The sequence below is a fragment of the Mesorhizobium sp. M0045 genome, from assembly GCF_040323385.1.
Classification (GTDB): Bacteria; Pseudomonadota; Alphaproteobacteria; order Rhizobiales; family Rhizobiaceae; genus Mesorhizobium.
This window is the reverse complement of record NZ_JAMYUY010000004.1, coordinates 390,576-414,320: the sequence shown is the minus strand read 5'-3', so window position 1 is coordinate 414,320 and position 23,745 is coordinate 390,576. Positions and strand designations below refer to the sequence as shown.

At 62.8% G+C, this 23,745-nt stretch carries 22 protein-coding genes; 10 read left to right on the top strand and 12 right to left on the bottom strand.

Translation table 11 applies throughout. From position 1 onward, the window contains the following. Nucleotides 1-24 precede the first annotated feature (24 nt). The 4 genes from NKJ72_RS09285 to NKJ72_RS09270 form a co-directional block, all read right to left on the bottom strand. Entirely contained in the window at nt 25-2,625 is a 2,601-nt protein-coding gene (locus NKJ72_RS09285; RefSeq protein WP_352476753.1) for a TRAP transporter permease, read from the bottom strand. Between the two features lie 56 nt (nt 2,626-2,681). Next, nucleotides 2,682-3,635, bottom strand: a complete 954-nt coding sequence (locus NKJ72_RS09280; RefSeq protein WP_352476752.1) for a TAXI family TRAP transporter solute-binding subunit — start codon at nt 3,633-3,635, stop codon at nt 2,682-2,684. A 93-nt stretch (nt 3,636-3,728) separates the two neighbouring features. Continuing rightward, on the bottom strand, nt 3,729-5,060 hold the full coding sequence (locus NKJ72_RS09275) for an aspartate aminotransferase family protein (RefSeq protein WP_352476751.1): 1,332 nt from the start codon (nt 5,058-5,060) through the stop codon (nt 3,729-3,731). Beyond that, the gene (locus tag NKJ72_RS09270) at nt 5,057-5,962 is read right to left on the bottom strand and encodes a MurR/RpiR family transcriptional regulator (RefSeq protein WP_352476750.1); all 906 of its coding nucleotides are present in this window, start codon (nt 5,960-5,962) and stop codon (nt 5,057-5,059) included. Before NKJ72_RS09270 ends, NKJ72_RS09275 begins: the two co-directional genes overlap by 4 nt. Before the next feature lie 95 nt (nt 5,963-6,057). Here NKJ72_RS09270 and NKJ72_RS09265 point away from each other — a divergent pair, with 95 nt between their 5' ends. Together NKJ72_RS09265 and NKJ72_RS09260 are read left to right on the top strand one after the other, a co-directional pair. Further along, nucleotides 6,058-6,906 (top strand): beta-keto acid cleavage family enzyme, encoded by an 849-nt coding sequence (locus tag NKJ72_RS09265; RefSeq protein WP_352476749.1) that lies wholly within the window; start codon nt 6,058-6,060, stop codon nt 6,904-6,906. A 167-nt stretch (nt 6,907-7,073) separates the two neighbouring features. Next, complete coding sequence (locus NKJ72_RS09260) at nt 7,074-7,466, top strand: GFA family protein (RefSeq protein ID WP_352476748.1); 393 nt, start codon at nt 7,074-7,076, stop codon at nt 7,464-7,466. Nucleotides 7,467-7,497: 31 nt separating this feature from the next. Here the strand turns inward: NKJ72_RS09260 and NKJ72_RS09255 are convergent, their stop codons facing one another. Continuing rightward, entirely contained in the window at nt 7,498-9,006 is a 1,509-nt protein-coding gene (locus NKJ72_RS09255; protein WP_352476787.1) for a winged helix-turn-helix domain-containing tetratricopeptide repeat protein, read from the bottom strand. A gap of 155 nt (nt 9,007-9,161) precedes the next feature. Here NKJ72_RS09255 and NKJ72_RS09250 point away from each other — a divergent pair, with 155 nt between their 5' ends. Continuing rightward, complete coding sequence (locus NKJ72_RS09250; RefSeq protein ID WP_352476747.1) at nt 9,162-9,404, top strand: DUF1127 domain-containing protein; 243 nt, start codon at nt 9,162-9,164, stop codon at nt 9,402-9,404. A gap of 415 nt (nt 9,405-9,819) precedes the next feature. On the opposite strand, the gene NKJ72_RS09245 is transcribed toward NKJ72_RS09250, so the two are convergent. Continuing rightward, nucleotides 9,820-10,182, bottom strand: coding sequence for a VOC family protein (locus tag NKJ72_RS09245; RefSeq protein ID WP_352476746.1), 363 nt, complete (start codon nt 10,180-10,182; stop codon nt 9,820-9,822). A gap of 272 nt (nt 10,183-10,454) precedes the next feature. Between NKJ72_RS09245 and NKJ72_RS09240 the strand changes: the two genes are divergently transcribed. Beyond that, entirely contained in the window at nt 10,455-11,225 is a 771-nt protein-coding gene (locus NKJ72_RS09240; RefSeq protein ID WP_352476745.1) for a helix-turn-helix domain-containing protein, read from the top strand. Between the two features lie 107 nt (nt 11,226-11,332). Here the strand turns inward: NKJ72_RS09240 and NKJ72_RS09235 are convergent, their stop codons facing one another. From NKJ72_RS09235 to ehuB, 5 genes are read right to left on the bottom strand one after another with little or no spacing between them, the layout of a single operon-like run. Further along, a complete protein-coding gene (locus tag NKJ72_RS09235; protein WP_352476744.1) occupies nt 11,333-12,061 on the bottom strand; it encodes a GntR family transcriptional regulator in 729 nt (242 codons plus the stop codon). Continuing rightward, on the bottom strand, nt 12,058-12,837 hold the full coding sequence (ehuA, locus tag NKJ72_RS09230) for an ectoine/hydroxyectoine ABC transporter ATP-binding protein EhuA (RefSeq protein ID WP_352476743.1): 780 nt from the start codon (nt 12,835-12,837) through the stop codon (nt 12,058-12,060). The genes NKJ72_RS09235 and ehuA overlap by 4 nt, the downstream gene beginning before the upstream one ends. After that, entirely contained in the window at nt 12,834-13,493 is a 660-nt protein-coding gene (gene ehuD, locus NKJ72_RS09225) for an ectoine/hydroxyectoine ABC transporter permease subunit EhuD (RefSeq protein ID WP_254818530.1), read from the bottom strand. The genes ehuA and ehuD overlap by 4 nt, the downstream gene beginning before the upstream one ends. Further along, nucleotides 13,490-14,218: an ectoine/hydroxyectoine ABC transporter permease subunit EhuC gene (gene ehuC / locus NKJ72_RS09220; protein WP_352476742.1), complete on the bottom strand. Its 729-nt coding sequence runs from the start codon at nt 14,216-14,218 to the stop codon at nt 13,490-13,492. The genes ehuD and ehuC overlap by 4 nt, the downstream gene beginning before the upstream one ends. 54 nt (nt 14,219-14,272) lie before the next feature. After that, nucleotides 14,273-15,142 (bottom strand): ectoine/hydroxyectoine ABC transporter substrate-binding protein EhuB, encoded by an 870-nt coding sequence (gene ehuB, locus NKJ72_RS09215; protein ID WP_352476741.1) that lies wholly within the window; start codon nt 15,140-15,142, stop codon nt 14,273-14,275. A 196-nt stretch (nt 15,143-15,338) separates the two neighbouring features. Here ehuB and NKJ72_RS09210 point away from each other — a divergent pair, with 196 nt between their 5' ends. The 6 genes from NKJ72_RS09210 to NKJ72_RS09185 all read left to right on the top strand — a co-directional run bounded on the left by NKJ72_RS09210 (nt 15,339) and on the right by NKJ72_RS09185 (nt 22,821). Continuing rightward, nucleotides 15,339-16,574 (top strand): M24 family metallopeptidase, encoded by a 1,236-nt coding sequence (locus NKJ72_RS09210; protein WP_352476740.1) that lies wholly within the window; start codon nt 15,339-15,341, stop codon nt 16,572-16,574. 74 nt (nt 16,575-16,648) lie between these two features. After that, nucleotides 16,649-17,797 carry a M24 family metallopeptidase gene (locus tag NKJ72_RS09205; RefSeq protein ID WP_352476739.1) on the top strand — a complete coding sequence of 383 codons (1,149 nt, stop codon included), beginning with the start codon at nt 16,649-16,651 and terminating at the stop codon, nt 17,795-17,797. A 10-nt stretch (nt 17,798-17,807) separates the two neighbouring features. Further along, nucleotides 17,808-19,064, top strand: a complete 1,257-nt coding sequence (locus NKJ72_RS09200) for a sarcosine oxidase subunit beta family protein (RefSeq protein WP_352476738.1) — start codon at nt 17,808-17,810, stop codon at nt 19,062-19,064. Nucleotides 19,065-19,077: 13 nt separating this feature from the next. Continuing rightward, nucleotides 19,078-19,374: a sarcosine oxidase subunit delta gene (locus NKJ72_RS09195; protein WP_352476737.1), complete on the top strand. Its 297-nt coding sequence runs from the start codon at nt 19,078-19,080 to the stop codon at nt 19,372-19,374. After that, nucleotides 19,371-22,325: a sarcosine oxidase subunit alpha family protein gene (locus NKJ72_RS09190; RefSeq protein WP_352476736.1), complete on the top strand. Its 2,955-nt coding sequence runs from the start codon at nt 19,371-19,373 to the stop codon at nt 22,323-22,325. Before NKJ72_RS09195 ends, NKJ72_RS09190 begins: the two co-directional genes overlap by 4 nt. Further along, nucleotides 22,318-22,821, top strand: a complete 504-nt coding sequence (locus NKJ72_RS09185) for a sarcosine oxidase subunit gamma family protein (RefSeq protein ID WP_352476735.1) — start codon at nt 22,318-22,320, stop codon at nt 22,819-22,821. The genes NKJ72_RS09190 and NKJ72_RS09185 overlap by 8 nt, the downstream gene beginning before the upstream one ends. A gap of 44 nt (nt 22,822-22,865) precedes the next feature. Here the strand turns inward: NKJ72_RS09185 and NKJ72_RS09180 are convergent, their stop codons facing one another. Continuing rightward, entirely contained in the window at nt 22,866-23,741 is an 876-nt protein-coding gene (locus NKJ72_RS09180) for an aldose 1-epimerase (RefSeq protein ID WP_352476734.1), read from the bottom strand. Between the last annotated feature and the right edge of the window lie 4 nt (nt 23,742-23,745).

Genomic DNA, 23,745 nt, shown 5'->3' with positions numbered 1-23,745 from the left:
GAGCCTCTTCCGCTCACAAGACGCTTACGGGCCGACTGTCCGCCTTCGCCGCTTCTGAATCCAGAAGACGAGACCGAGCAACAGCAGGGCTGGAATCGCAAACCAATAGCGCGACGGCCGCTCCGCGGGCACTAGCACCTGGTTGATTTCGTCGCCGGGCTGCAGGCCGAATTTGGCCGCCTGGCTGCCCAGTCGCACGACGCCGACTGTCACGCTGTCGCCGAGCGCGCTGACGTCCAGCCCCACAGCCTTCAGGCGTTCGGCCGATGAATTTGCGGGCCCGAGTTGTAGCCGAACCAGCTTCGATATCTCATCGCCGTTGAGGTTCAGTGTCGTCAGGCGCAGGCGAACCGCTCCGCCTTCGGGTGTCTCGTCGACGATACGGCTGAGTTCGGAGGCAGGCACTGCCCGATAAGGTTCGCTCACCTGATCGAGCAACAATCCCGGTCTGAACAAGATGAAACAGGCCAGAAGCAACGCAATCGTCTCGTACCAGCGGTTGCGCACGAGCATCCAATTCTGCGTCGCTGCTACAAACGAGACCATGGCCAGCGTCGATGTCACGACCATCGCAACGAAGTCGAACGGCCCTTCGAGATCGATCATCAGCAGTCCGGTGTTGAAGATGAAGATGAATGGCAAGAGGCCGGTACGGATCTCGTACTTGAAGCCCTGAATCCCGGTCTTCACCGGATCGGCGCCTGAAATTGCCGCAGCAGCATAAGCCGCCAGCCCCACCGGCGGCGTCACGTCCGCCATCAGCCCGAAATAGAAAACGAACATGTGGACGGCGACCAGCGGCACGGCAAGATCGTTCTGCGCCGCCAAATCGACGATGACCGGCGCCATCAAGGTGGCGACGACGACATAGCTCGCGGTGGTCGGCATGCCCATGCCGAGAATGATGCAGATCACCGCGGTGAACAAAAGCATGACGATGAAGCTGCCGCCCGAGATGAATTCGACGAGCTCGGTCATCACCAGCCCGATGCCAGTGAGCAGGACCGTGCCGACGATGATGCCGGCCGTCGCAGTGGCAATGCCGACCGTCGTCATGTTGCGCGCAGCGGCGGACAGGCCACCGATCAGATCGTCGAAACCGTGAAGCCAATGCCGTGCCAGCGCTCGGTCCTTGCGGAAAAAGGCGGTGAGCGGCCGTTGCGTGACGATCAGCGCCATCAGGGCGACAACGCCCCAGAATGCCGAGAGGCCCGGCGACAGCTCCTCCACCATCAGGCACCAGATCAGCAGGATCACCGGAAGCAGAAAATGCAATCCAGTGCGCGCCGTCTCGCCGAAGTGCGGAATCCTGACGATCTCGCCCTCCAGATCCTCGAGCGGCAGGTCGGGATAGCGCGCTCGGTAGGCAACGAGGCCGATGTAAACGGCGATCAGCGCGGCAGTGATCATCCAGGTCGCGGCCGCGCCGAAAACGATCTTCGTCCAGCCAATGCCGTAATAGACAAGCCCTGCGAGGACGATGAAGCCGCATATGCCCATCAGCCCGCGCAGTGCACCCTGAAATGCGGAGTGCGTGCGGCGTGACGGCAGGCCCTTCATCCCTGTCTTCATCGCCTCGATATCGACGATGTAGAACAACGAGCCGTAGGTCAGCAGCGCCGGATAGAAGGCGTGCTTGACCACCTCGGCATAGGAGATGCCGACATATTCCGCGATCAGGAACGCGGCGGCGCCCATCACCGGAGGCATCAGCTGACCATTGACGCCGGCCGCGCATTCGATGGCACCCGCCTTCACCGCAGAATATCCGACCCGCCGCATCAGCGGGATGGTGAAGGTTCCGGTGGTCACGACATTGGCGATCGAAGAGCCGGAAATCATGCCGGTCAGGCCGGAAGCCACGACACCGGCCTTGGCCGGACCGCCGCGGTATTTGCCGAGCAGCGAGAAGGCAAGCTGGATGAAAAAGCCGCCGGCGCCGGCGCGCTCCAGCAATGTTCCGAACAAAACGAACATGAAGACGACATTGGTGGACACACCGAGGGCGACACCGAACACCCCCTCGGACGTCAGCCACATCTGCGAGGCTGCGCGCGATAACGTCGCGCCCTTGTGGCCGAGCAGGCCAGGAAGGTGAGGCCCGGCGAAAATATAGATCAGCATGATCGCCGCGATGACAGTGATGGCAGGTCCGACGGCGCGACGGGCGGCCTCGAGCAGGATGAGGACGCCGGCGATCGATACGACCAGGTCAGCTGTAGTGGGAAGACCCGGCCGGTGGGCGATATCGCTATAAAAGACCAGCAGATAGAGGGCGGACGCCGCCCCGGCGATGCCTAGCACCCAGTCGGGTAGCGGCACCCGGCTGCGCGATGAGGTCTTGAAGGCCGGAAACGTCAGCATCGCCAGAAACAAGGCGAAGGCCAGATGGATGGAGCGGGCGATGCCGTCGCTGACAACGCCGAAATTGAGCATGAACGGAAGGGGCGAAGCATACCAGAGCTGGAACAGCGACCATGCAAGCGATACGCCGAGGATCAGCTTCGCGGTGCGGCCGGTCGGCTTGCGTCCACCGGTGTCGGCTTCCGCGACGATCTCGCTGAGCTTGTCGATGTCGATAACGGGTTGGTCAGGCGCTGCCGCCCGCTGGCTTTGATCTGTCATCGTTCCCCACAATTATTTGCGATGCGAGGCGCCCTTGGCGCCTCGCATTGAAGGCCTCAGAGCCAGCCCTTCTCCTTGTAATAGCGCTCCGCGCCCGGATGCATTGGCGCCGACAGACCGGTCTTGATCATCTCCTTGGGATCGAGATTGGCGAAAGCCGGATGCAGTTTCTTGAAGTCGTCGAAATTTTCGAAGACCGACTTCACCAGCTCGTAGACCACCTCATCGGGCGTGCTGGCATTCGTCACCACGGTGGCGCGGACGCCGAATGTCTTCACGTCGTCCGGGTTGTTGGCGTACATGCCACCCTTGATGGTGGCGACTGAATAGTACGGATGAGCTGCCAACAGCGCGTCCACTGCCGGACCGGTCAGCGGGATGAGCTTGGCGCCGCAGGCCGTGGTCGGATCCTGGATCGCGGCGGAAGGATGACCAACGCCGTAGAAGAAACCGTCGATCTTGTTGTCGCACAGCGCGCTGCCCTGCTCGTCCGCCTTCAGCTCCGCGGCAAGCGAGAACTCGCCGAGCGTCCAGCCCATCTGCTTCAGCAACTCCTCCATCGATGAGCGGGTGCCTGACCCGGGGTTGCCGACGTTGAAGCGTTTGCCTTTGAAGTCCTCGAATTTGGTGACGCCGGCATCGGGCCGCGCCAGCACGGTAAACGGCTCGGGATGGACGGAGAAGACGGCCCGCAGATCCTTGAACGGCTTGCCGTCGAAATTTCCGGTCCCCTCATAGGCCTGGTACTGGACGTCAGATTGGGTCAAGCCGAAATCGAGATCGCCAGTCTGGATGGAGTTGACGTTGAAGACCGAACCGCCGGTCGACTCGGTCGAGCATCGGATGCCGGTTTTCTGCCGGTCCTTGTTCATCAGCCGGCAAATGGCGCCGCCGACGGCATAGTAGACGCCGGTGACCCCGCCGGTGCCGACCGTGACGAAGCGCTGCTCGGCTCTGACGGACGGCAGCGCCAGCAGCATGCAAGCCGCCGCGCCGATCAGGGTTCTCATTGAACTGTACATGGTTGCTACCTCTCTGGTGGGTGTCCCGGCCCATCGCCGATGACGCGTTGGAACTGATTGAGGCGGTCCGCGTCGTGCGGTTCAGGCCGCTGAAGCGATCGCAGCGTCGATCGCCTCACCGAGCCGTTCGACGATCCGATCGATATCCTGTCTGGAAATGATGAAAGGCGGCGCCACAAGCACATGAACGCCCCGCACACCGTCAATCGTCCCGGCCATCGGATAAATCATCAGGCCGCGGGCCATTGCTTCGCGCTTGATGCGAGCGTTGAGTTCAAATCTCTGGTCGAACGGTTCCTTGCTGGCGCGATCGACCACCAGCTCGATTCCCCTGAACAGACCTCGTCCGCGAATGTTGCCGACGTGATCGTGATTATCGAAGCGCTGGTGCAGGCGCTCGTCGAGCTGCGCGCCCATTGCACTGACGTTGTCGAGCAGGCGGTCGCGCCGGATGACCTCCTGCACGGCGAGGCCGGCCGCCGCCGCCATTGGATGCCCCATATAGGTATGTCCATGCTGGAAGAAGCCCGAGCCCTGGGCAAAGGCTTCGAAGATATGCCGGCCAAGCAGCACCGCGCCGATCGGCTGGTAGCCACCGCCGAGCCCCTTGGCGATGGTCAGCAGGTCGGGAGCGATGCCGTCCTGCTCGCACGCATGCAGCGTGCTGGTACGGCCCATGCCGCACATCACTTCGTCGAGAATGAGCAGCACGCCGTAGCGGTCGCAGATCGCGCGAATGTGCTTGAAATAATCGGCGACCGACGGCACGGCGCCGAGTGTCGCACCCACCACCGGCTCGGCGACAAAGGCGATGACCTCGTCCGGGCCGAGTTCAAGGATCTTGTCTTCGAGCTGCCGAGCGGCGCGCGCCGCATAGGCTTCGTCGCTTTCGCCATGCTTTTGATAGCGATAGGCGTAACAGGGGTCGATATGGTGGGTCTCGATCAGCAACGGCCTGAACTGGGCGCGCCGCCATTCGTTGCCGCCGGTGGCGAGAGCGCCGAGCGTATTGCCGTGATAGCTCTGCCGGCGTGCGATGAGATGGCGCCGTTGCGGCTCCCCTTTCTCGACGAAATATTGCCTGGCCATCTTGAGCGCGGCCTCGACCGCCTCCGAGCCGCCGCTGACCAGATAGACGTGGTCCAACCCTTTCGGCGCGTCCTCGACCAGCCGATCCGCCAAGCGCTCCGCCACCTCGGTGGTGAAGAAGCTGGTGTGTGCGTAGGCGATGCGGTCAAGCTGGGCGTGCAGCGCGGCGATCACGTCGGGATGACCGTGGCCGAGACAGGACACGGCGGCGCCACCCGACGCGTCGATATAGGACTTGCCCTCGGCATCGAACAGTTCGATGCCTTGGCCGCGAGCGGCGACCGGCAGCGTCGAGCGGATGGTTCGATGAAGAATGTGTGTCATCGACGGTCCCTGATGGGCATTTTCTTCGGCGGACGCTGGTTCAGATGGGTCTTGAGGGCGGCGCCCTGCTCATCGAAACGTCGCAGCGACTCAACAGCGCCCTCGCCTGCCTGCCCCGCGACAAGAGCACCGAGGACCTCAGCAACGATGAAAGCTGGCGTCATGGTGTGGAAAAAGGACGGGCTGCCGGTCGGCACGACGACCAGGTGATCGGCAAGCAGCGCCAAGGGCGCTACCCCGCTGTCGGTAATCGCAATGACCGGTACGCCGCGGCCGGCAGCGTACTCGACAAGCTCGATGGTGAAGCGCGTGTAGGGCAGGACGCTGGCGGCGATCAGCACGTCGTCCCTGGTCGCATGGGCCAGAGCGTCGCCATCGGTTCCGCCGATGCCGTGCAGCAGCACCGACTTCTCGCCGATCAGCGACAGGATGTAATGCAGATGCCAGGCCACTGCGTGGCTCGAGCGCAGGCCGAGGCAATAGACGCGCCTTGCCGCACTGAGCGCCCTGGCCGTCTCGACCAGACGGTCGATCGACCTGCCTTCGGCGAGATGGGCAAGCTGGCTGGAAATCGAATCCAGAATATCGGCCGCCAGCGCGTGGTCGCCCTTGAGCTTTTGGCTGGCGACCTGAAGGCCCGCCTTGCCGGCGAAACCGATTTCGCCGTCCCGGATCGCGGCGGCGTAGATATCGCGTACCGCCTCGTAGCCATCAAGGCCGAGATGCTGGGCCAGCCGCGTCATCGTCGCCGGCTGCACTCCTGCGTGCCGGGCCTGCTCGCGCATGGACAACAGCGCGACATCATACGGCTTATCAAGGACATAGCGCGCGGCGGACCGAAGCTGCGCCGACATGCCGTCGAAGGCAGTGACGATCTGTCCAGCAAGCTCTTCCTGGTCCATGGATATTGCTAGCTCGCCAGACCAGCGATTGCAACGTCTGTTTCAGTGTGATCAAAGATGATTCATATGAATCTTGTCGCTTACAGAACGTTCCCATGAAGCCGGCCCATGGTGTCGACGGCATCGCCATAGCCGTCGCCCCGAACGGGGGACGTCGCAGCAAGGCCGACCATCCGGCGATTCCGCTGACACCAGCCGAACTTGCGAGGACGGCCGCGGAATGCGCCGATGCCGGTGCGGCTATGATCCACGTTCATGTCCGCGACCGAAGCGGCAATCATCTGCTCGACGCCGACGCCTACCGCCAGGCGATCGCCGCCATCCGCGGTGCTGCCGGCGACCGCTTGGTAATCCAGATCACCTCCGAAGCACTCGGTATCTATTCGCCGGCCCAACAGATGGCCGTCGTACAAGATGTGAAGCCGCAAGCTGTCTCCCTGGCGCTTCGCGAAATCGTTCCTGATGCCGGATCGGAACTCGCCTTCGTGCGCTTCATGGCCTGGCTGCACACCGAGGGGGTTGCGCCACAGATCATCCTCTATTCGCCCGAGGAGGCCGTCAGGCTTTCGGACATGCAGCAACGCGGACTGACCCCTTGGGCAAGCATACCGGTTCTCTACGTGCTGGGCCGCTACACGCCGGGACAGACGTCCGTTCCTGCCGATCTCTTGCCATTCCTCGCGGCGAACATGCCGCGCTTCGACCATTGGAGCGTCTGCGCCTTCGGCCGCAACGAAGCGGCGTGCGTGACCGCCGCCGCATTGCTTGGGGGCCATGTCCGGGTCGGCTTCGAAAACAATCTTTTCCTTCCGAACGGCAGCATAGCCTCGTCCAACGCCGAGGCGGTAGGGGCGGTCGCACGCATACTCGCCGACTGCGGAGTCAAGCTCGCCTCGGCCGCCGAGTTGGCGGCTCAATGGAAGGCGCCGTTTCGTACCATATGACAAACCAAAGCCTATTTTCGACGGCAAGCTCGCATAAGGCATAGAGAGGCGGCTGCAATGTCATCGCCACGGAAGAACGACGTGTCCCCGCCCGCGGCGCGCCGATTGCAACAACAGTGCCGGTCGTTGTAACCATTGCGGCCGCTTGATTTTGGAGGAGACGCAGCATGGACCGATTCACCGGCGGGTGCCTGTGCGGCAACGTCCGAATTGTCGCGTCGGGACGCCCATACCGGGTCGGCCTTTGTCACTGTCTCGACTGCCGCAAGCATCATGGAGCCCTTTTTCACGCTTCCGCGATATTTCCTCAGGATGCGGTGACGATCGACGGCGAAACACGCGACTACGCCGGGCGGTTTTTCTGTCCCCGCTGCGGATCGTCCATTTTCGGACGCACCGGCGATGAAATCGAAGTGAACCTGGGATCCCTGGATGCGCCTGACCAACTGATGCCAACCTACGAAAGCTGGATCATCCGTCGCGAGTCCTGGTTGCCGCCGTTTCCGCTCACGAGACGATACGAGCGCGATCGTGACGCCACGGGTCGCTTTGAGGAATAGGTCGCACGAACCGTGCGACGGCGCCGGCGCGTCACTCCGGAAGGCCGGCCTTACGGAAGCCGTCAACGAAATGCTCAAGCGTCGCAGCGTCGCGGAATGGCTCCGTCGCCGCCCAGTGGCGGGTTGTGAAATGCGGGTTGCCGACGAGAAACAGTTCGACCTCTGCGCGCGCCTCGTCGAGCCGGCCGAGTTGGGCAAGGCTTGCCGCCAGGAAACGGCGTGAGCTTGTACGATAGGTCTCGTCCCTGCGCAGTGTCTTAACAGCGGATTCGTATTCGCCGGCTGCATATTGCGCCTGGCCGAGCGCGAGATAATACCAACTTGCCGGAAACGGATTCAGCCGGAACGCCTTGCGAATGTGCTCAAGACCCTCCTCGACCCGTCCGGCCAGGACCGCGATGTCGGACAATGCCGCCCAGGCATCGGCCTCGTTCGGGTCAAGCTCGATCGCCTTGGCGAATTCCGCATCCGCCTCGGCGAAGCTGCGCTCGTAGGCAAGCAGGTAAGCCAAAACCCAGCGGCAGCCGGCATCGTTGGGGTCGATCGCCACGGCTTTGCGCGCGAGTTCCAAAGCAGCGCTACGGGATGTTTCGGTTGGTCCGCCGGAATGCACCCATCCCATCCAGTGGTTCATGGCAAGCCAGCGATAGGCCTCGGCATATTCCGGATCGAGCGAAACCGCGCGGGTGAGCATCAGATGCGCTTCCTGCGCCGTCTGCGGCGAATCATCCATCAGCTTGCGCGCTCGCACGCAGAGATCGTAGGCCTCGAGATTTTGGGGCCGATTGCGCGGCGGCGGTGCACGCAGCCGGCCGAGTAACGCCTCGACGATCTTGCCGGTGACCTCGTCCTGAACGGCAAAAATATCTTCCAGGCTGCGATCGAAGCGTTCCGCCCATACATGATCGCCACTCACCGCGTCGACCAGTTGTGCGTTGATGCGCACGTGCCCTGCGGCGCGCCTTGCGCTACCCTCCAGCAGGTAGCGCACGCCAAGGTCCTCAGCGATCCCGCGCACGTCCATCGCCTTTCCTTTGTAGGCAAAGGCCGAGTTGCGTGCGATGACGAACAGGCCGGAGATCCTGGATAAGTCGGTGATCAGGTCTTCGGTCAACCCATCCGCGAAGGATTCCTGCTCGGGATCGTTGCTGACATTGACGAAGGGCAGCACGGCTATCGATGGTTTGTCGGGCAGCGGCAAAGGTTTTCGCTTCGCGACGCCGAGCTGTTCGACGGCTCCCGTGAAGCGGTAGCCGACGCGCGGAACCGTGGCGATCCATTCACCGCCGTCGGCGGCCGGGCCAAGCAGCTTCCGCAGCAGCGCGATCTGGACGGTTAGGTTGCCTTCCTCGACGGCTGTACCCGGCCACGCCGCGTCCATCAACTCAGCCTTTTCAAGGATTTCGCCGGACCGTCCGACGAGCGCCGCAAGCAGCTTTAGCCCGCGGTAGCTAACGGCAACGGGGACATCGTTCCGAATAAGCGTTCCCGCACCCGGATCAAGCACGAACGGACCAAAGGCAAAGCGCGATCCCTGCATACGGCGCATCTATAGCCCGTTTGGAAGTTTTGAGAACTATTTGGGAGAGCTTAATTACGGCGCGGTTCGTATCCTGCAGAATTCAGCCTCTTTCAGGTCGAGGGCCCCACACTCCCAAAATCGTATGGGCCCCCTCAAACCATATGGAGGTTGCCATGAACGATATTCCCACCTTTGCCTCGGCCCCGCTTGAGGCAACGCGGCCGGCGGAAGCATCGCCTCGGCGCTACAGCCTGGCGACGCTGCGAAGCATTATCGCGGCCTGGCGCGAGCCGACACGCTTTCGCTGGGATCTCAAGCGATTGGCGCAGACCAATCCCCATCTGATCGACGATATCGGTCTGACGAGGCGACAGGCCGAGGAAGAGATCGCCAAGCTGCCCTTCTGGCAGCGATAGGCGGATGCTGCAACAACACCGGATCACCAACGACCAGCGGCTGATTGCAGATGAAGACGAAGCCGCCGCCCCGAAATGATGATCACAGGCTAGTGGTCGCGGCGACAATCAACCCGCCCAAGACGGCAACATTGGTGAAGCCGGTACGAAGCGCTTCGCGTTCATCGCCGCTGTAGGCCAGAAGTTGAGCGCCATGAACGACGCCGTAATGGTGAATACGGCCAAGGCCGCGGCGGGAAAGGGTCCACCAAGGCCCGTTGCGAGGCAAACGATCCGGCCGCGAGAAGAGGCTTGGGAGCAGGAAGCCCCGCCCGGCCAGGGACGCTGCAATCGCCCGGAATCTGAGGACATGCTCGGCGCCCTCCCAAATCAAGACGCCGCCGAGCAAAACCAACCCGAGGTGGGAGGAACGCGATCATTCATTGCTGCCATCTTCGGTGTAAACCGCTAGCTCGTAACCGTCCGGGTCCGCGAAATGAAAGCGCCGGCCACCGGGGAACCCATAAATCGGCCTGACGATCTTGCCTCCCGCTTCCTCGACACGCTTGACCGTTCCCGGCAGGTCATCGGCATAGAGAATGACGAGCGGGCCTCCTCCGGACCTCGCTGGGCCAGCAGCAAAGCCACCTGACAAGCGCCCGTCGTTGAACTCGCAATATTGCGGGCCGTAGTCGGTGAAGGTCCAGCCGAACGCCTTTCCGTAGAAGTCGCGTGACCGCTGAATGTCTTTCACGTTGAATTCGACGTAGTCGATCCGTTGGTCGTTTTTGTTGCTCATGACGCATACCTCTCATGTGATGTACGACGCCGAAAGATAAGCACGCATCTCGCTTGCCTTATTGAACAGAACGGCCATTGACGTATGAGCCGCACACGGCGCTGCCGATGGCGATGCACGTGGCATCGCCCTCCACCTGCCCTCTTCGTTCCGGCCGGAAGAAAACAACCGATTCTTGCAACCGTTCTCGATTGGAAGACGTTGTCTCGAGCGACGGCCGGGCGCAGCCGCTGCGCCGTAGGTTCACCGCCGCTAATCCGAAGGGGAGCGAGATGAGCGATCCCGTCCCAGCGCAGGCAACGGGTTCATTTCAGCAACGTCCAGCGTCGGCGCGGCTCCGCGGGAGCTTTGCTTCGGTGTGGGTGCATCGAATGGACCCGGCGGGCTCACCGCCAATCGTCATCATGCCCGACACGACGATCGATTTGCAATGGATCGGAGGCAGCTTCCGAATTGCCGGCCCTGACAAGGAACCGCAGACCGAGGTTCTAGCGGCGGACGAGGTCGTGATCGGCTTGCGCTTCCATCCTGCCGCGGCGGCGGCATGGCTCGGCGTGCCGCAAATCGAGCTGGTCGGCAAGAGGCTGTCGCTCGACGATTTGTGGGGGGCGCGAGCCCGCCGGCTCGCCAGCCGCGTGCGCCCCAGCGACAGTCTCGAGGATCTGGCCTGCTCTCTCCAACAGGTCGTCGCCGAGGAGGTGCCCGCGCCCGCGACCGACGTTCCCATGCAGGCGGCATATCGTTTGATCGAGCGCGGGCCGCCACCCGACGCGCCGCTCGTCCCTTGGTTGATGCGCGCGCTCGAGATGAGCGAAAGGACGTTGCGCCGCCGCTTCGACACGAGCTTCGGCTATGGCCCCAAGACGCTTGACCGTATCCTCCGCTACCAGCGCTTTCTGCGGCTTTCGAGCCGCTCCAGCAGCTCCACCGCCATGCTGGCGGCCGAAGCGGGCTATTCCGACCAGGCGCATCTTGTCCGCGAGAGCCGCCGCCTGACGGGAAACACCCCGCGACAGATTCATCATCTGCTGCACTGCCAGTGAATTCTCGGCGCGTTCTTCGACCAGAGGAGACTGCTATGAAACCGCACATTCGGTTTTGACTATCGCTGTCGCCGACCTTGGCGGCCAGCACAACCCCGAGGGGCTGACTATGTTGCTCCATCCAGATTGGCCTCGCCTGCATGACGCATCATGCGGCGAAAGCTCATTGAGATATGCGCCCGCCTTATGTGCCCTATGGACTCCCAGTCACCGATCTCGGCGGCGGCAAGGACCTCTTCCATTTCGCGGCGGAACGCGGTGAACTCCTCGACAAGGCCCAATTGCGGCATCATCTTCAGGACGACGCGCGCGACCTGAAAATACAGGCGCTCGCTGATCTCGCGCAGCGGCTGGTTGCCGGTCATCGCCGTGAGCTCGTAGAAAAAATCCATGTTGAGGCGCAGGAAAGCGCGCTGGTCGGGATTGAGTATATCGGCATCGCAACGCGCGATGAGCGCCCGTATCCGGTCGAGATCGTCCGCCGTGCGCGGGATCGGCGAAAGCTTGCCGACGAGGAGCGCCAGCTCCAGGCGCAAATGATAGACCTGCTGCAATTCCTCGATATCGACATCGGTGACGATCGTGCCGACGCCGTGGACGGATTGAACCAGACCCTCGGATTCGAGACGGGCCAGGACACGCCGGACCGGCGTGCGGCTGATCTCGAATTCCTGGGCAAGTTCTTCCTCGGACAGATGGCTTCCCGGCGCATAATCGAGCAGGCAGATGCGGTCGCGCAGTATCCGGTAAATGCGTTCAAATCGCTCCCGGGCCGAGAGCGGACGTGGCGGCGCGGCGGTCACGCCTGTGGGCGTGGCATCTGTCTCAAGCGTCATCCAGCCTCCAGGACAGCGTGCAGGAACTGCCGTGTCCGCTCGTTCTTGGGGGTGCCGAACAACTCGCCTGGCGGCCCTTGCTCGCAGATCTTGCCCGCGTGGAAAAAGCAGACACGATCGGAGAATTCCTTGGCAAATCCCATCTGGTGGGTGACCATCAGCATGGTGAGGTCATGCTCCCTACCAAGTTTTCGGATGACTTCAAGCACTTCGCCGACGAGTTCGGGGTCCAGGGCCGAGGTCACCTCGTCGAACAGCATGATCTTGGGCCGCATGGCGCAAGCGCGTGCGATGGCGACACGCTGCTGCTGACCACCCGAGAGCTGCGAAGGATAGTGGTCCTTCTTATCCGATAAGCCGACCATGTCGAGCAGTTCGGCGGCACGCGCCTCCGCATCGGCCCGCTTCATGCCGAGCACGGTTATCGGTGCCTCGATGCAGTTCTGCATCGCCGTCATGTGCGGGAACAGGTTGAACGACTGGAACACCATGCCGATCTTGGCGCGGATCTTACGGATGTGGGCGAGATCGGCGGGAACAAGTTTGCCGTTCCTCTCCATATGGGTCAGCGGCTCGCCTTCAACCCAGATGACACCGCCATTGATCGTCTCCAGCGTCATCAGCATGCGCAGCACCGTCGTCTTGCCGGAGCCGGACGGGCCGATGATGGAGACCTTTTCGCCGCGTGCTATTTCCAGATTAAGCCCGTCGAGAACGGTTAACGTGCCGTAGCGTTTCGATACATTGTCGAAGCGAACCATCGGTTGTTCCGTCATCGCATGGTCCTCCGGTTGAGCAGGCCTTCGAGGGAGCGAATGAGCGCAGCAGAAACCAGGCTCATGGCAAGGAAGAACAGACCGACCAGCGTCATCGGCTCGGTGTAGCGGAAGGTTTCGGAGCCAATGATCTTGGCCGTCTGCATCAGCTCCAGCACGGCGATTGCGGACAGCAATGGCGTCTCCTTGAACAAGGCAACCAGATAGTTGCCGAGCGCCGGAACGATCGGCGGAATCGCCTGCGGAATGATGATGTCGCGGAACGTTGTCCAGGCCGAAAGATTAAGTGCGATCGAGGCTTCCCACTGGCCGCGAGGGATGTTGTCGAAACCGGCGCGATAGACCTCGGAGCAATAGGCGGCATAGTGGATGCCGATGGCTAGCACCCCGGCGGTGAAGGCGTCGAGCACGACACCGAATTTCGGAAAGACGAAATAGAGAAAGAATATCTGGATAAGCAGCGGGGTCGAACGGATCAGTTCAACCAGCACCGAAATTGTCCAGCCGGTCCACGGCACGGCGATACGGACGACGGCCAGCACCAGGCCAAGCGAGGCGGCAAGTGCAAAGCCGATCAGCGTCGCCTCGATGGAGACGATGGCCGCGCGGGCGAGCACCGGCAGGATTTCAAAAGCAAATGCCCAGTCCCAGATCATGCTGCCTTCCCTCGCGCCAGTCCGATCGATGCCCGCCTTTCGAGAAGCCGCATGCCGATGGTGAGAACCAGCGACATTGCCAGGTACATCAAAAGGACAAGTGTGAAGATCGGAATGGTCTTGAACGTATTCTGGTTCATTTGCTGCGCCTTGAAGGCGAGGTCGGAAAGCGTGATCAGCGACACCAGCGCTGTCGATTTCAGAAGCTCGATGAACAGGTTGCCCCAGGGCGGGATCATCGCCACAAAGGCCTGCGGCAGGATGATCCGGCGCAACATCTGTGGCCGGCTCATATTCAATGCCGTACATGCCTCCCACTGGCCGCGAGCGACCGAAAGGATCGCACCACGCACGACCTCCGACCCGTAGGCACCGACGTTCAGGCCGAGTGCCAGGACTGCCACCACGAAAGCGTTGATCGTGACGCCGAATTGCGGCAGCACGAAAAACAGCCAGAACAATTGTACCAATGCCGACGTTCCGCGGAAGATCTCGACATAGACCGTGGCCAGCCATCTGAGCGGCGTCGGGCCATACATCCGTGCAAGTGCTGCAAGCACGCCCATGACGATTGCGAGCAGGCTGCCGAGGACGGCGATCTCGATTGTCAGGACCGCGCCTTGCAGCAGCCCCGGCATGAACACTCGATAGCTTTCCTGTGTTGCCAAGGCGCCGATCACGACGAGCGCGATGACCAGCATGGCAACGAGCGTACGGATACCCATGCGATTCCCCCGGAGAAAAAGGGCGGCGCTTTCGCGCCGCCGGCAGTTGGGAACCTACTTGCCCGCGCAAAGCTCCGCGGTGGTCTTGTTGGGGAGGTAGTCCTTGCCGAAGCCGAGCGGCTCGACCAGCGCAATATGCTCCGGCGAACCGATGAACTTCTTCAGCTCGGCGTTGAACGCCTGCTGCAGGTCGGTGTCTTCCTTGCGGAAGCCGAAGCCGCCATGACCTTTCACCGATTTGCCGGCAACCTCGCCGAAGGGCTTGGTCGATTCGACGCCGTCGGCTTTCTTGGCCATATCGGCGATCGAAAGAGCGGTCAGCGCAGCAGCGTCGGCGCGGCCCGACTGGACGGCCGCGACCAGGCTGGACTGGTCGGGCAAGGAGACAATCTGCCCACTGGCAACGCCCGCTTCCTTGGCGAAGCCGCCTTCGACGGCGCCGGCCATCACGGCAAGCTTGAGATCCGGATTGTCCTTGATGCTGGAAAAATCCTTGATGCCTTTCGGATTGCCTTTTGCCACCAGCATAGCCTCGCCGATGCCGTAGGACGGCTCGGAGTAGTTGATCTCGGCGCAGCGCTTCGGAGTGATGAACATGCCGGCGGCGATGATGTCGAAGCGGCCGGCCTTGAGACCTGGAATGAGCGAGCCGAATTCGGTCAAAACACCGTCGACCTGCGGTATGCCCATCTTGGCGAGCACCGCCTTGGCGACTTCCGGCGCCTCGCCGGTCAGCTTGCCGTCAGGCGTGGCGTAACCGAACGGCGCCTCGTTGGCGAAACCGACGCGGATGTAGCCGTCCTTCTTGGCCCGTTCGAGGGTGGTTTCCGCGTGAGCGGATAGCGATGTCAATGACGTCGCGGCGAGCGCGATGCAGGCAGCCGCTTTCACGACCATGCGGCGCGATATTGATGAATTGAGCATGCTTTTCTCCCATTGGACAACTGTGGATGGTTCCCAGGGCGCGGCCTTCTTCGAGGTCGACGCCTGCTTGATAAGACGTATACAACTGCCCTAGACATTTCGCAAGCAGAGATATAGAAACCATGAAAATTGGGCCATAATTCGTAGTCAGCCAACAAATTGACGTCGAGTTGTGCACAATTTGGCCTGTTTGCCCATGTTGATCAAAGGGCAAGCGGCGTACCTGGAAGGCAGGATTTCGGTGGCGACTGCGAACGGGTTCGGGACATTCACGCAAGCGGAGTATGGGCAGCGCCTCGCCGGCGTGGAGACACGCATGCAAAAAGCCGGCTTCGATCTCATCGTCTGTCAGGATCCAGCCAACATGTGCTGGCTGACCGGCTATGACGGATGGTCGTTCTATGTTCCGCAGTGCGTCCTCGTCCATCTGGAGGAGGATCGGCCGATCTGGTTCGGCAGGGCACAGGATGCCAAGAGCGCGCGCCTGACAACCGGCCTGCCGGAGACAAACATCGTGCCGTTCTCGGAGCGGCTGGTGCAGCAGCCCGTCGAACACCCCTATGACGAACTCGCCCGACTGATCCGGTCGCGCGGCTGGGAAAAGGCCCGTATCGGCGTCGAGATGGACGCGCATTATTACACTGCGCGCTGCCACGCCCACCTTGTCGAGGGACTGCCCGACGCGCACTTCGCCAACAACCACGATCTCGTCAACTGGGCGCGGCTGGTCAAATCCGAAGCCGAGCTGGTGCTGATCCGCGAGGCGGGTGCGATCTGCACGCATGCGATGAACCGCGCCATCGAGAAAATGCGGCCCGGCGTGCCGCAAAACCATGTCATTGCGGAAATCTATCACGCGCAGATCATGGGCGTGCCCGGAGCGGGCGGCGACTATGCCGCGATCTGTCCGCTTATGCCCGTTGGCGAGGGCACCAGCACGCCACATCTGACGTGGTCCGACGCGCCGCTGCCGGACAGCGGCCTCGCCATTCTGGAGATCGCCGGCGTGCGCCGCCGCTATCATGCGGCGCTGACCCGGACGGTACATTTCGGCAAGCCGCCGCAAGCCATCCTCGACATGGCCAAGGCGATCGTCGAGGGCGTCGACGCTGGCCTCGAGAAGGCGCGCCCCGGCAACACCGCCGAACAGGTGGAAGCCGCCTGGCAGGCAGTCCTGCGACGGAACGGGCTGAAGAAAGACAGCCGCGTCGGCTATACGGTCGGGCTCGCATACCCGCCCGATTGGGGTGAACGCACTGCAAGCCTTCGTCCGGGCGATACTACCGAGATGCAGCCTGGGATGTGCTTCCATTTCATGGCCGGCGTTTGGCTCGACGATTTCGGCATCGCCATCTCGGAATCGTTCGTCGTCACGGAAAGCGGCAGCGAACGCCTCTGCGATGTGGCGCGCGAACTCATCGTCATCGACTGACATGGGGGCCGGGAAACCGGCTGCCGAAAAGACCATGCCCGCCAGCAAGCCGGCAACAAGCACGAGGACGCCCGATGGATCGCAATCCTTTTTCCGAAGCCGAAATCGCAGGCCGCCTGGCAAAGGTCCGCACTGCACTGATTGAGCGTGAGCTCGACGCAGCGGTGTTTGCCTCGCCGGAGAACGTCTTCTATCTCACCGGGCTTGATCACTGGGGGTATTTTGCCCCTCACCTGCTGATTGTCTCGCTCGGGGGAAAACCTGTCCTGGTCACCCGCTCGATGGAGAAGGTGACGATCGAGAAGCAGGTGAAGGCAGCGGAATTCCGTGGCCATTCCGACAGCGAAACGGCGGCCGACCTTGCCGCGCGGGTGCTGGCAGAGCTCGGCCTATCCGGCAAGCGGATCGGCCTCGAATACTGGACAGCCGGCCTTAGCCATGGACTTGCCGTGGCACTCCAGATGAAAGCCGATGCAAAGTGGAGCGATGTCTCCGGTCTGATCGACAAAATGCGGCGGGTGAAAAGCGCCGAAGAACAGGCGCTGATGCGGCGGGCCGCCAAGGTGACGGACGCCGCCGCCGGTGCCGCGATCGCGGCGATCTCCGATGGCGCTTCCGAACAGGAGGTCGCCGCCCAATGTGTTGCGGCAATGATCCGCGCCGGCGGTCATGCGCCGGGCTTCGGACCGTTCATCCGCCCGGCCGCGCGCCTGGGTGAAGAGCACACGACCTGGGGCGACGGGATCTACCGCAAGGGCGAGCCCGTCTTTGTCGAACTGTCCGGGTGCATCTCGCGCTACCACGCCCCGCTCGGCCGGCTCGTTCGCATCGGCCACATCAGCGATGAAGACGCCACAATGGCGGAGGTGACCGCCAAGGCGTTCAACGCGGTCGTCGAGGCGCTACGGCCGGGCGCCAAGGCGCGCGATGTCTACGCCGCCTGGCAGGCCGTCGCCGACGAGGCCGGTCTTTCCCACTATCGCCGCCATCACTGCGGTTACCTTGTCGGCGCCGGCCAGCCGCCGTCATGGACCGGCGGCAATTCGGTGACCGGCTTGCGACACGATTCCGACCTCGAGATCGAAACCGGGATGAGCTTCCACATCCTGTCGTGGCTGATGGGCACTGGTCGCGGCAATGACTTCGTCTCCAACACGGTGCTGTTGACCGATGCGGGCGCCGAAGTGCTTACCCGCACGCCGGCCGGCCCGATCATTCGATAGGCCTGCACACATGGCGCGCTACTCGGCATTTTCGGTTTTCCGCAACGCGCTGTCAGGCCAGAAGAACTGGCAGCGAGCCTGGCGGGCAGCGGAGCCAAAATCGTCCTACGATGTGATCGTTATTGGCGGCGGCGGACACGGCCTCGCCACCGCCTTCTACCTCGCCGAGAACCATGGCATCCGTGACGTCGCGGTGCTCGAAAAGGGTTATGTCGGCGGCGGCAATGTCGGCCGCAACACCACCGTCATCCGCTCCAACTACCTGCTCGACGGCAACACCCAGTTCTACGAATTCTCGATGAAGCTTTGGGAGGACATGTCTCAGGCGCTGAATTTCAACGTAATGTTCTCCCAGCGCGGTCAACTCGTCACCGCGCATTCGGCCGATCAGCTCGACGGTTTCAGCCACCGCGCCAACGTCATGCGGCTGAACGGCATCGACGCCGACATCCTCGATCGCGAAGACGTGCGCCGGCTGGTGCCCTATCTCGATTTTTCCGACACCGCCCGCTTCCCGATCCATGGCGCCATCTTTCAGGGCCGCGCGGGCACGGCACGCCACGACGCCGTCGCCTGGGGCTATGCGCGTGCCGCCGACAGCTATGGCGTCGACATCATCCAGAACTGCGAGGTGGCAGGCTTTGTCCGTGACGGCGACAGCATCGTCGGCGTCGAAACGACGAAAGGCCGGATTGGCGCCGGCAAGGTCGGCCTCGCGGTCGCTGGCCACACGTCCGTGCTCGGCGCCAAGGCTGGGCTTGAACTGCCGATCGAAAGCCATGTGCTGCAAGCTTTCGTCACCGAGCCGCTGAAGCCGCTGGTAGATCACGTCGTGGCCTATGGCGCCGACCATTTCTACGTCAGCCAGTCCGACAAGGGCGGATTGGTCTTCGGCGGCAATCTCGACGGCTACAATTCATACGCCCAGCGCGGCAATCTCGGCGTCGTGCGCGAAGTGGCGGAGGCAGCGATTGCGCTGATGCCATGCATTTCGCGCGTCCGCCTGCTTCGACATTGGGGCGGCGTCATGGACATGACCCCCGATGCTAGCCCGATCATCTGCCCGACGCCGATCGAGGGTCTCTATCTCAACGGCGGCTGGTGCTATGGCGGCTTCAAGGCGACGCCGGCTTCCGGCTGGTGCTTCGCCCACACGATCGCCACCGGCAAACCGCATCCCTTGATCGCGGCCTACGGGCTCGATCGTTTCCGCACCGGCCAGACGCTCGACGAGGCCGGCGCCGGCCCTTCAGCCTGGCTGCAATAGGAGGCGGGACAAAATGCTGCGCATCGAATGCCCCTGCTGCGGCCCGCGTGACCATGACGAGTTCCGCTATGGCGGCGATGCCTCGGTCAAGCGTCCGGCCCATGACGATCCCGATCCGGAGGCCTGGTACCGTTATGTCTATGTCAGGACAAACCCGGCCGGCCCGCACCGTGAATTCTGGCAGCACGTGACCGGTTGCCGGCAATGGCTGGTGGTCGAACGCGACACCCGCAACCATGCCATCGCAGCCGTCGACTTCGCTAGAAAATTGCGGGCCAGGAAATCAACTCTCAGGAAGTCACCGGCATGAGTTCAAACCGCAAACGGCTGTCGGTGGGTGCCCGCATCATTCGCGAGCAGCCGGTCGAGTTTACCTTCGACGGCCGCAAGCTGGCTGGATATCGCGGCGACACACTTGCCTCCGCGCTGCTCGCCAATGGCGTCACGCTGGTCGGGCGCAGCTTCAAATATCATCGCCCGCGCGGCATTTTTTCCGCCGGGCCCGAAGAGCCGAATGCGCTGGTTACGCTCGGGACCGCCGGCAGGCGCGAGCCGAACCTGCCGGCGACCACACTGGAACTCGCCGACGGCATGGTCGTGGAGAGTCAGAACCGCTGGCCATCGCTTGCCTTCGACATGCAAAGCGTCAACGGGCTGTTAGCACCGTTTCTGTCCGCCGGCTTCTACTACAAGACCTTCATGGGCCCAACGCGCCGCGCCTGGATGTTCTACGAGCACTTTATCCGCAAGGCTGCCGGTCTGGGCAGAGCCGGCACCGGCGCGGATCCCGACCACTACGAGGTTCGTCATGCCTTCGCCGATGTCGCCATCGTCGGCGGCGGCCCGGCGGGATTGTCGGCGGCGCGGGCGGCCGCCGCGGCCGGCGCGCGGGTCGCGCTGATCGAGCAGGATTTCCTGCTTGGCGGCCAGCTTCTGGCGGAACCGTCCGACAGCGCAGCCGCCGCATGGCTGCGGCAGGCCGAGGCCGAGTTGGAGGGCTTCGAAACCATCAGGGTGATGAAGCGGACGACCGCTTTCGGCAGCTATGACGGCAATGTCCTTGGACTGGTCGAACAGCGCGATCCAACCAATCCGCAGCCGAATGGCGAGACACGGCAGACGGTCACCATGCTGCGCGCCCGCTCGATCGTTTTCGCCACTGGCGCCATTGAGCGGCCGATGGTGTTCTCGAACAACGACCGGCCCGGCGTCATGCTTGCCTCGGCCGCCCGGACCTATCTCAACCGTTTCGCCGTCCTGCCGGGCAAGAAAATCGTCGTCGCCACCACCAATGACGGTGCCTGGCGCACCGCCTTCGACTATGCCGCAGCCGGCGCGGAGGTGACGGTTGCCGATCTGCGCCCCGTCCCGCCCGCAGCACTTGCCGCAGAAGCCGCACGGCTCGGCGTGGTGGTGCGGGCCGCAACGCGCATCGTCGACCTGCATGGCGGCCATGCGATCAGGCGCGTAACGCTCAATGGTCCGGAGGGACAATCTTCGGCCGCCTGCGACCTGGTCTGCATCTCCGGCGGCTGGTCGCCAACCGTGCATCTCACCTCACATCTCGGTGTCAAACCTGTGTATCGCGACGACATTGACGGCTTCGTGCCGGGCGTCCTTTCAGCCAGCCAGTTCGGCGCCGGCGCAATGATAGGAGCCTACGCGACCGCCGCTGCCGTCGAGGACGGCCATCGCGCCGGCATCGAAGCGGCAGCCTCCTGCGGCAAGTCGGCGCCAGTGTCCGCTCCATCGAAACTCGATCTCGGTGAGACCGGCTCGAGCGTCCTTCGCGAAGCCCTGCCCGCTGGACGTGGAAAAGCCTTCGTCGATTTCCAGATGGACGTGACGACCGGGGATATCGAGCTCGCCCATCGCGAGGGCTATGAATCGGTCGAGCACCTGAAACGCTACACCACGCTCGGCATGGGCACCGACCAGGGCAAGACCAGCAATTTTCCCGCACTTGCCGCGATGGCAGCGCTGCGCAACACAACGATTCCTGAGACCGGCACCACGACCTTCCGCCCGCCCTATACGCCGGTTGCCATCGGGGCGCTTGCCGGGCGCGCCATCGGCCATCATTTCAAGCCGATCCGCCGCACGCCGATGCATGACTGGCACGTGGCGAACGGCGCCGAGATGCTCGAGGTCGGGCTCTGGATGCGGCCCTATTTCTACCGGCAGTCGGGACGTGACGTGAACGACGCCTATGTCGCCGAAATGCGGAATGTGCGCCAGGCCGCGGGGCTGATGGACATCTCCACACTCGGCAAGATCGATGTCCAGGGCCCGGATGCGGCAATCTTCCTCGATCGCGTCTACGCCAACGGCTTTGCCAGACTGGCGGTAGGCCGCGCCCGCTACGGCATCATGCTGCGCGACGACGGTATCGTCTTCGACGACGGCACCACGACGCGGCTGGCGGAAAACCGGTTCTTCATGACGACCTCGACCGCCAGGGCCGCCGATGTGCTGTCGCGTCTCGAATTCCTGCTCGACACGGCCTGGCCGGATTTGCGTGTGGCCGTCACCTCGGTCAGCGATGAATGGGCGGCAATGTCGGTTGCCGGGCCTAACAGCCGCGCAATCCTCGGTGCTGCTTTTCCTGCCCTTGACGTTTCCGATGAGGCACTTCCGCACATGGGACTACTCGAAAGCGAGTGGGAGGGCCGTGGGCTCCGCATCTTGCGTCTCAGTTATTCCGGCGAGCGCGCTTGCGAAATCTATGTCGGCGCCACTGCCGGTGAACAGCTCTGGAGCCGTCTGCTCGAAGCCGGCAGACTGCTCGAGCTGAAGCCCTACGGCGTCGAGGCGCTTGGCGCGCTGCGGGTCGAAAAGGGCCATGTCGCCGGACCGGAGATCGACGGGCGCACGACGCTCGACGATCTCGGCCTCGGCCGCATGGCCGGCAAGCGCAGCGGCTTCGTCGGCGACGTCCTGCGACGGCGCCCTGCCCTCCAGGCCCCCAACCGACAGCGCCTGGTCGGACTGGAATGCATTGAGGACGGAAAACGCCTGCGCGGCGGCGCCATCCTGTTCCTGCCGGATGAGAAACCCTATGGCCATGGGCGCGGTCGCGTCACCTCCGTCACTTTCAGCCCCGAACGCGGCCATTATGTCGGGCTGGCCCTGCTTGCCGGTGATGTCGCGGCAGAAGGAAGCGAGGTCGTAGCAGTTTATCCGATGAAGGCCGAAACGGTTCGCGCCCGCCTTGTCTCGCCGGTATTCGTCGATCCACAGGGAGAGCGGCTGCATGGCTAGCTTGACCTCTTCTCGGGATTTCAGCCTGTCCGTGGCAGATTGTCCGCTTATCCAGATCGAGGGCTGGGACGCGACATTGACGCAATTCGAAAAGAGCCTCTCGGCGCCGCTGGGCAAGAAACTTCCCGCTTCTGTCGGAGAGACGGTTCGCCGCAAGGGGCTTCTAATTATCCGCGTTGCACCTCGCCGCCTCTGGCTGGCTCTCGACGACGGCACGCAAGCGCCTGCCTTCGTCGTCGACCCCGATCTCGGCTGTTCCGTTCCCCTCGCGGAAGGTCGTGTTCGTTTGAAAATGGCCGGCGCTGGTATCGCAAGGCTTCTGTCCGGCTGCATTGCCGTCGACTGGCACGCGCCGGCCGCCGCTCCGGGCCGCGCCGTGCTGACATCCTTCCATCACGTGTCCGTGCTCTTCCTGCGCACCGGCGAGACCGCGTGCGAACTTATCGTGCCGCGAAGTTTTGCCCGCAGCCTCGCGGATTGGATCGCCGACGGCTAGCCCTGGCCGAGATCCGCCAATTCGAGGGCGCAGCTGAGGTCCGCCTAACTGACGGCAAAGCTGCAACGGGCTACTAGGCCCTCGCCAGGCGCAAGCACCGACAGTCCATTCCATTTGTCGATCGAACCACGATTGTGAGCATCGACAGCATGACTGACCGGTTCAAAACAGAAGAAGTCGCTCTCGTCCGATGGCGAATAGACCAGGTAGAAATTCAAGGGCGATGAAGCTTCAATCCGCAGGCTGCAACTGTGCTCCGGCCACAATATGGTGGCGACGCCGCTCCAACCGGCAAACAGATTGTTTATCCATCCACTCGGCAATACGAGTGGGGCGCCGAAATCCCAATCGGCATGGGTTTTGACTTCCACAAACCGTTCAGGGAGATGGTTGGGCAGTTCGAGACAAACCTGCGAGGCCGGCGCATGAAGCGCGGTTCGTGCCGTTCTCGGGAACCATGGATGGATGCCAAGCCCGAACGGCAATCTGATCGATGCCTGATTGACGATGCGAAGCTTCAACTCGAGCCCCTGTCCGGCCAGCGCGTAGCTCACCTCGGCGCGATATCGGTATGGGCCGGGCCCGTTGCTGATGAGGGACAGCTTCGCGTTGTCCTGCGCTACGCTGTCGACGTCCCACTCGCTGGAAAATCCGTTGCCGTGGATGGGAAATGGCTCGCCTGCAACATTGGCAGGCAGTTCGTGGAATTTGGAGTCGAATGTGAACCCGCCGCCTGAGATGCGATTCGACCATGGCAAAAGCAGGTTGCAGGCAAGGTCGAACGGGTTGCTGCTCCCGCCGTTTGGCCAAGGCCTGAAGAGCGGCACGCGCCCATAGACCAGTCTCGCAAGACCGGCCCCAAGCGCTGGGACGATTTCAGCAGACAGGTCTCCGCTTCTGATCTTGATCGTCCCGACCATCACG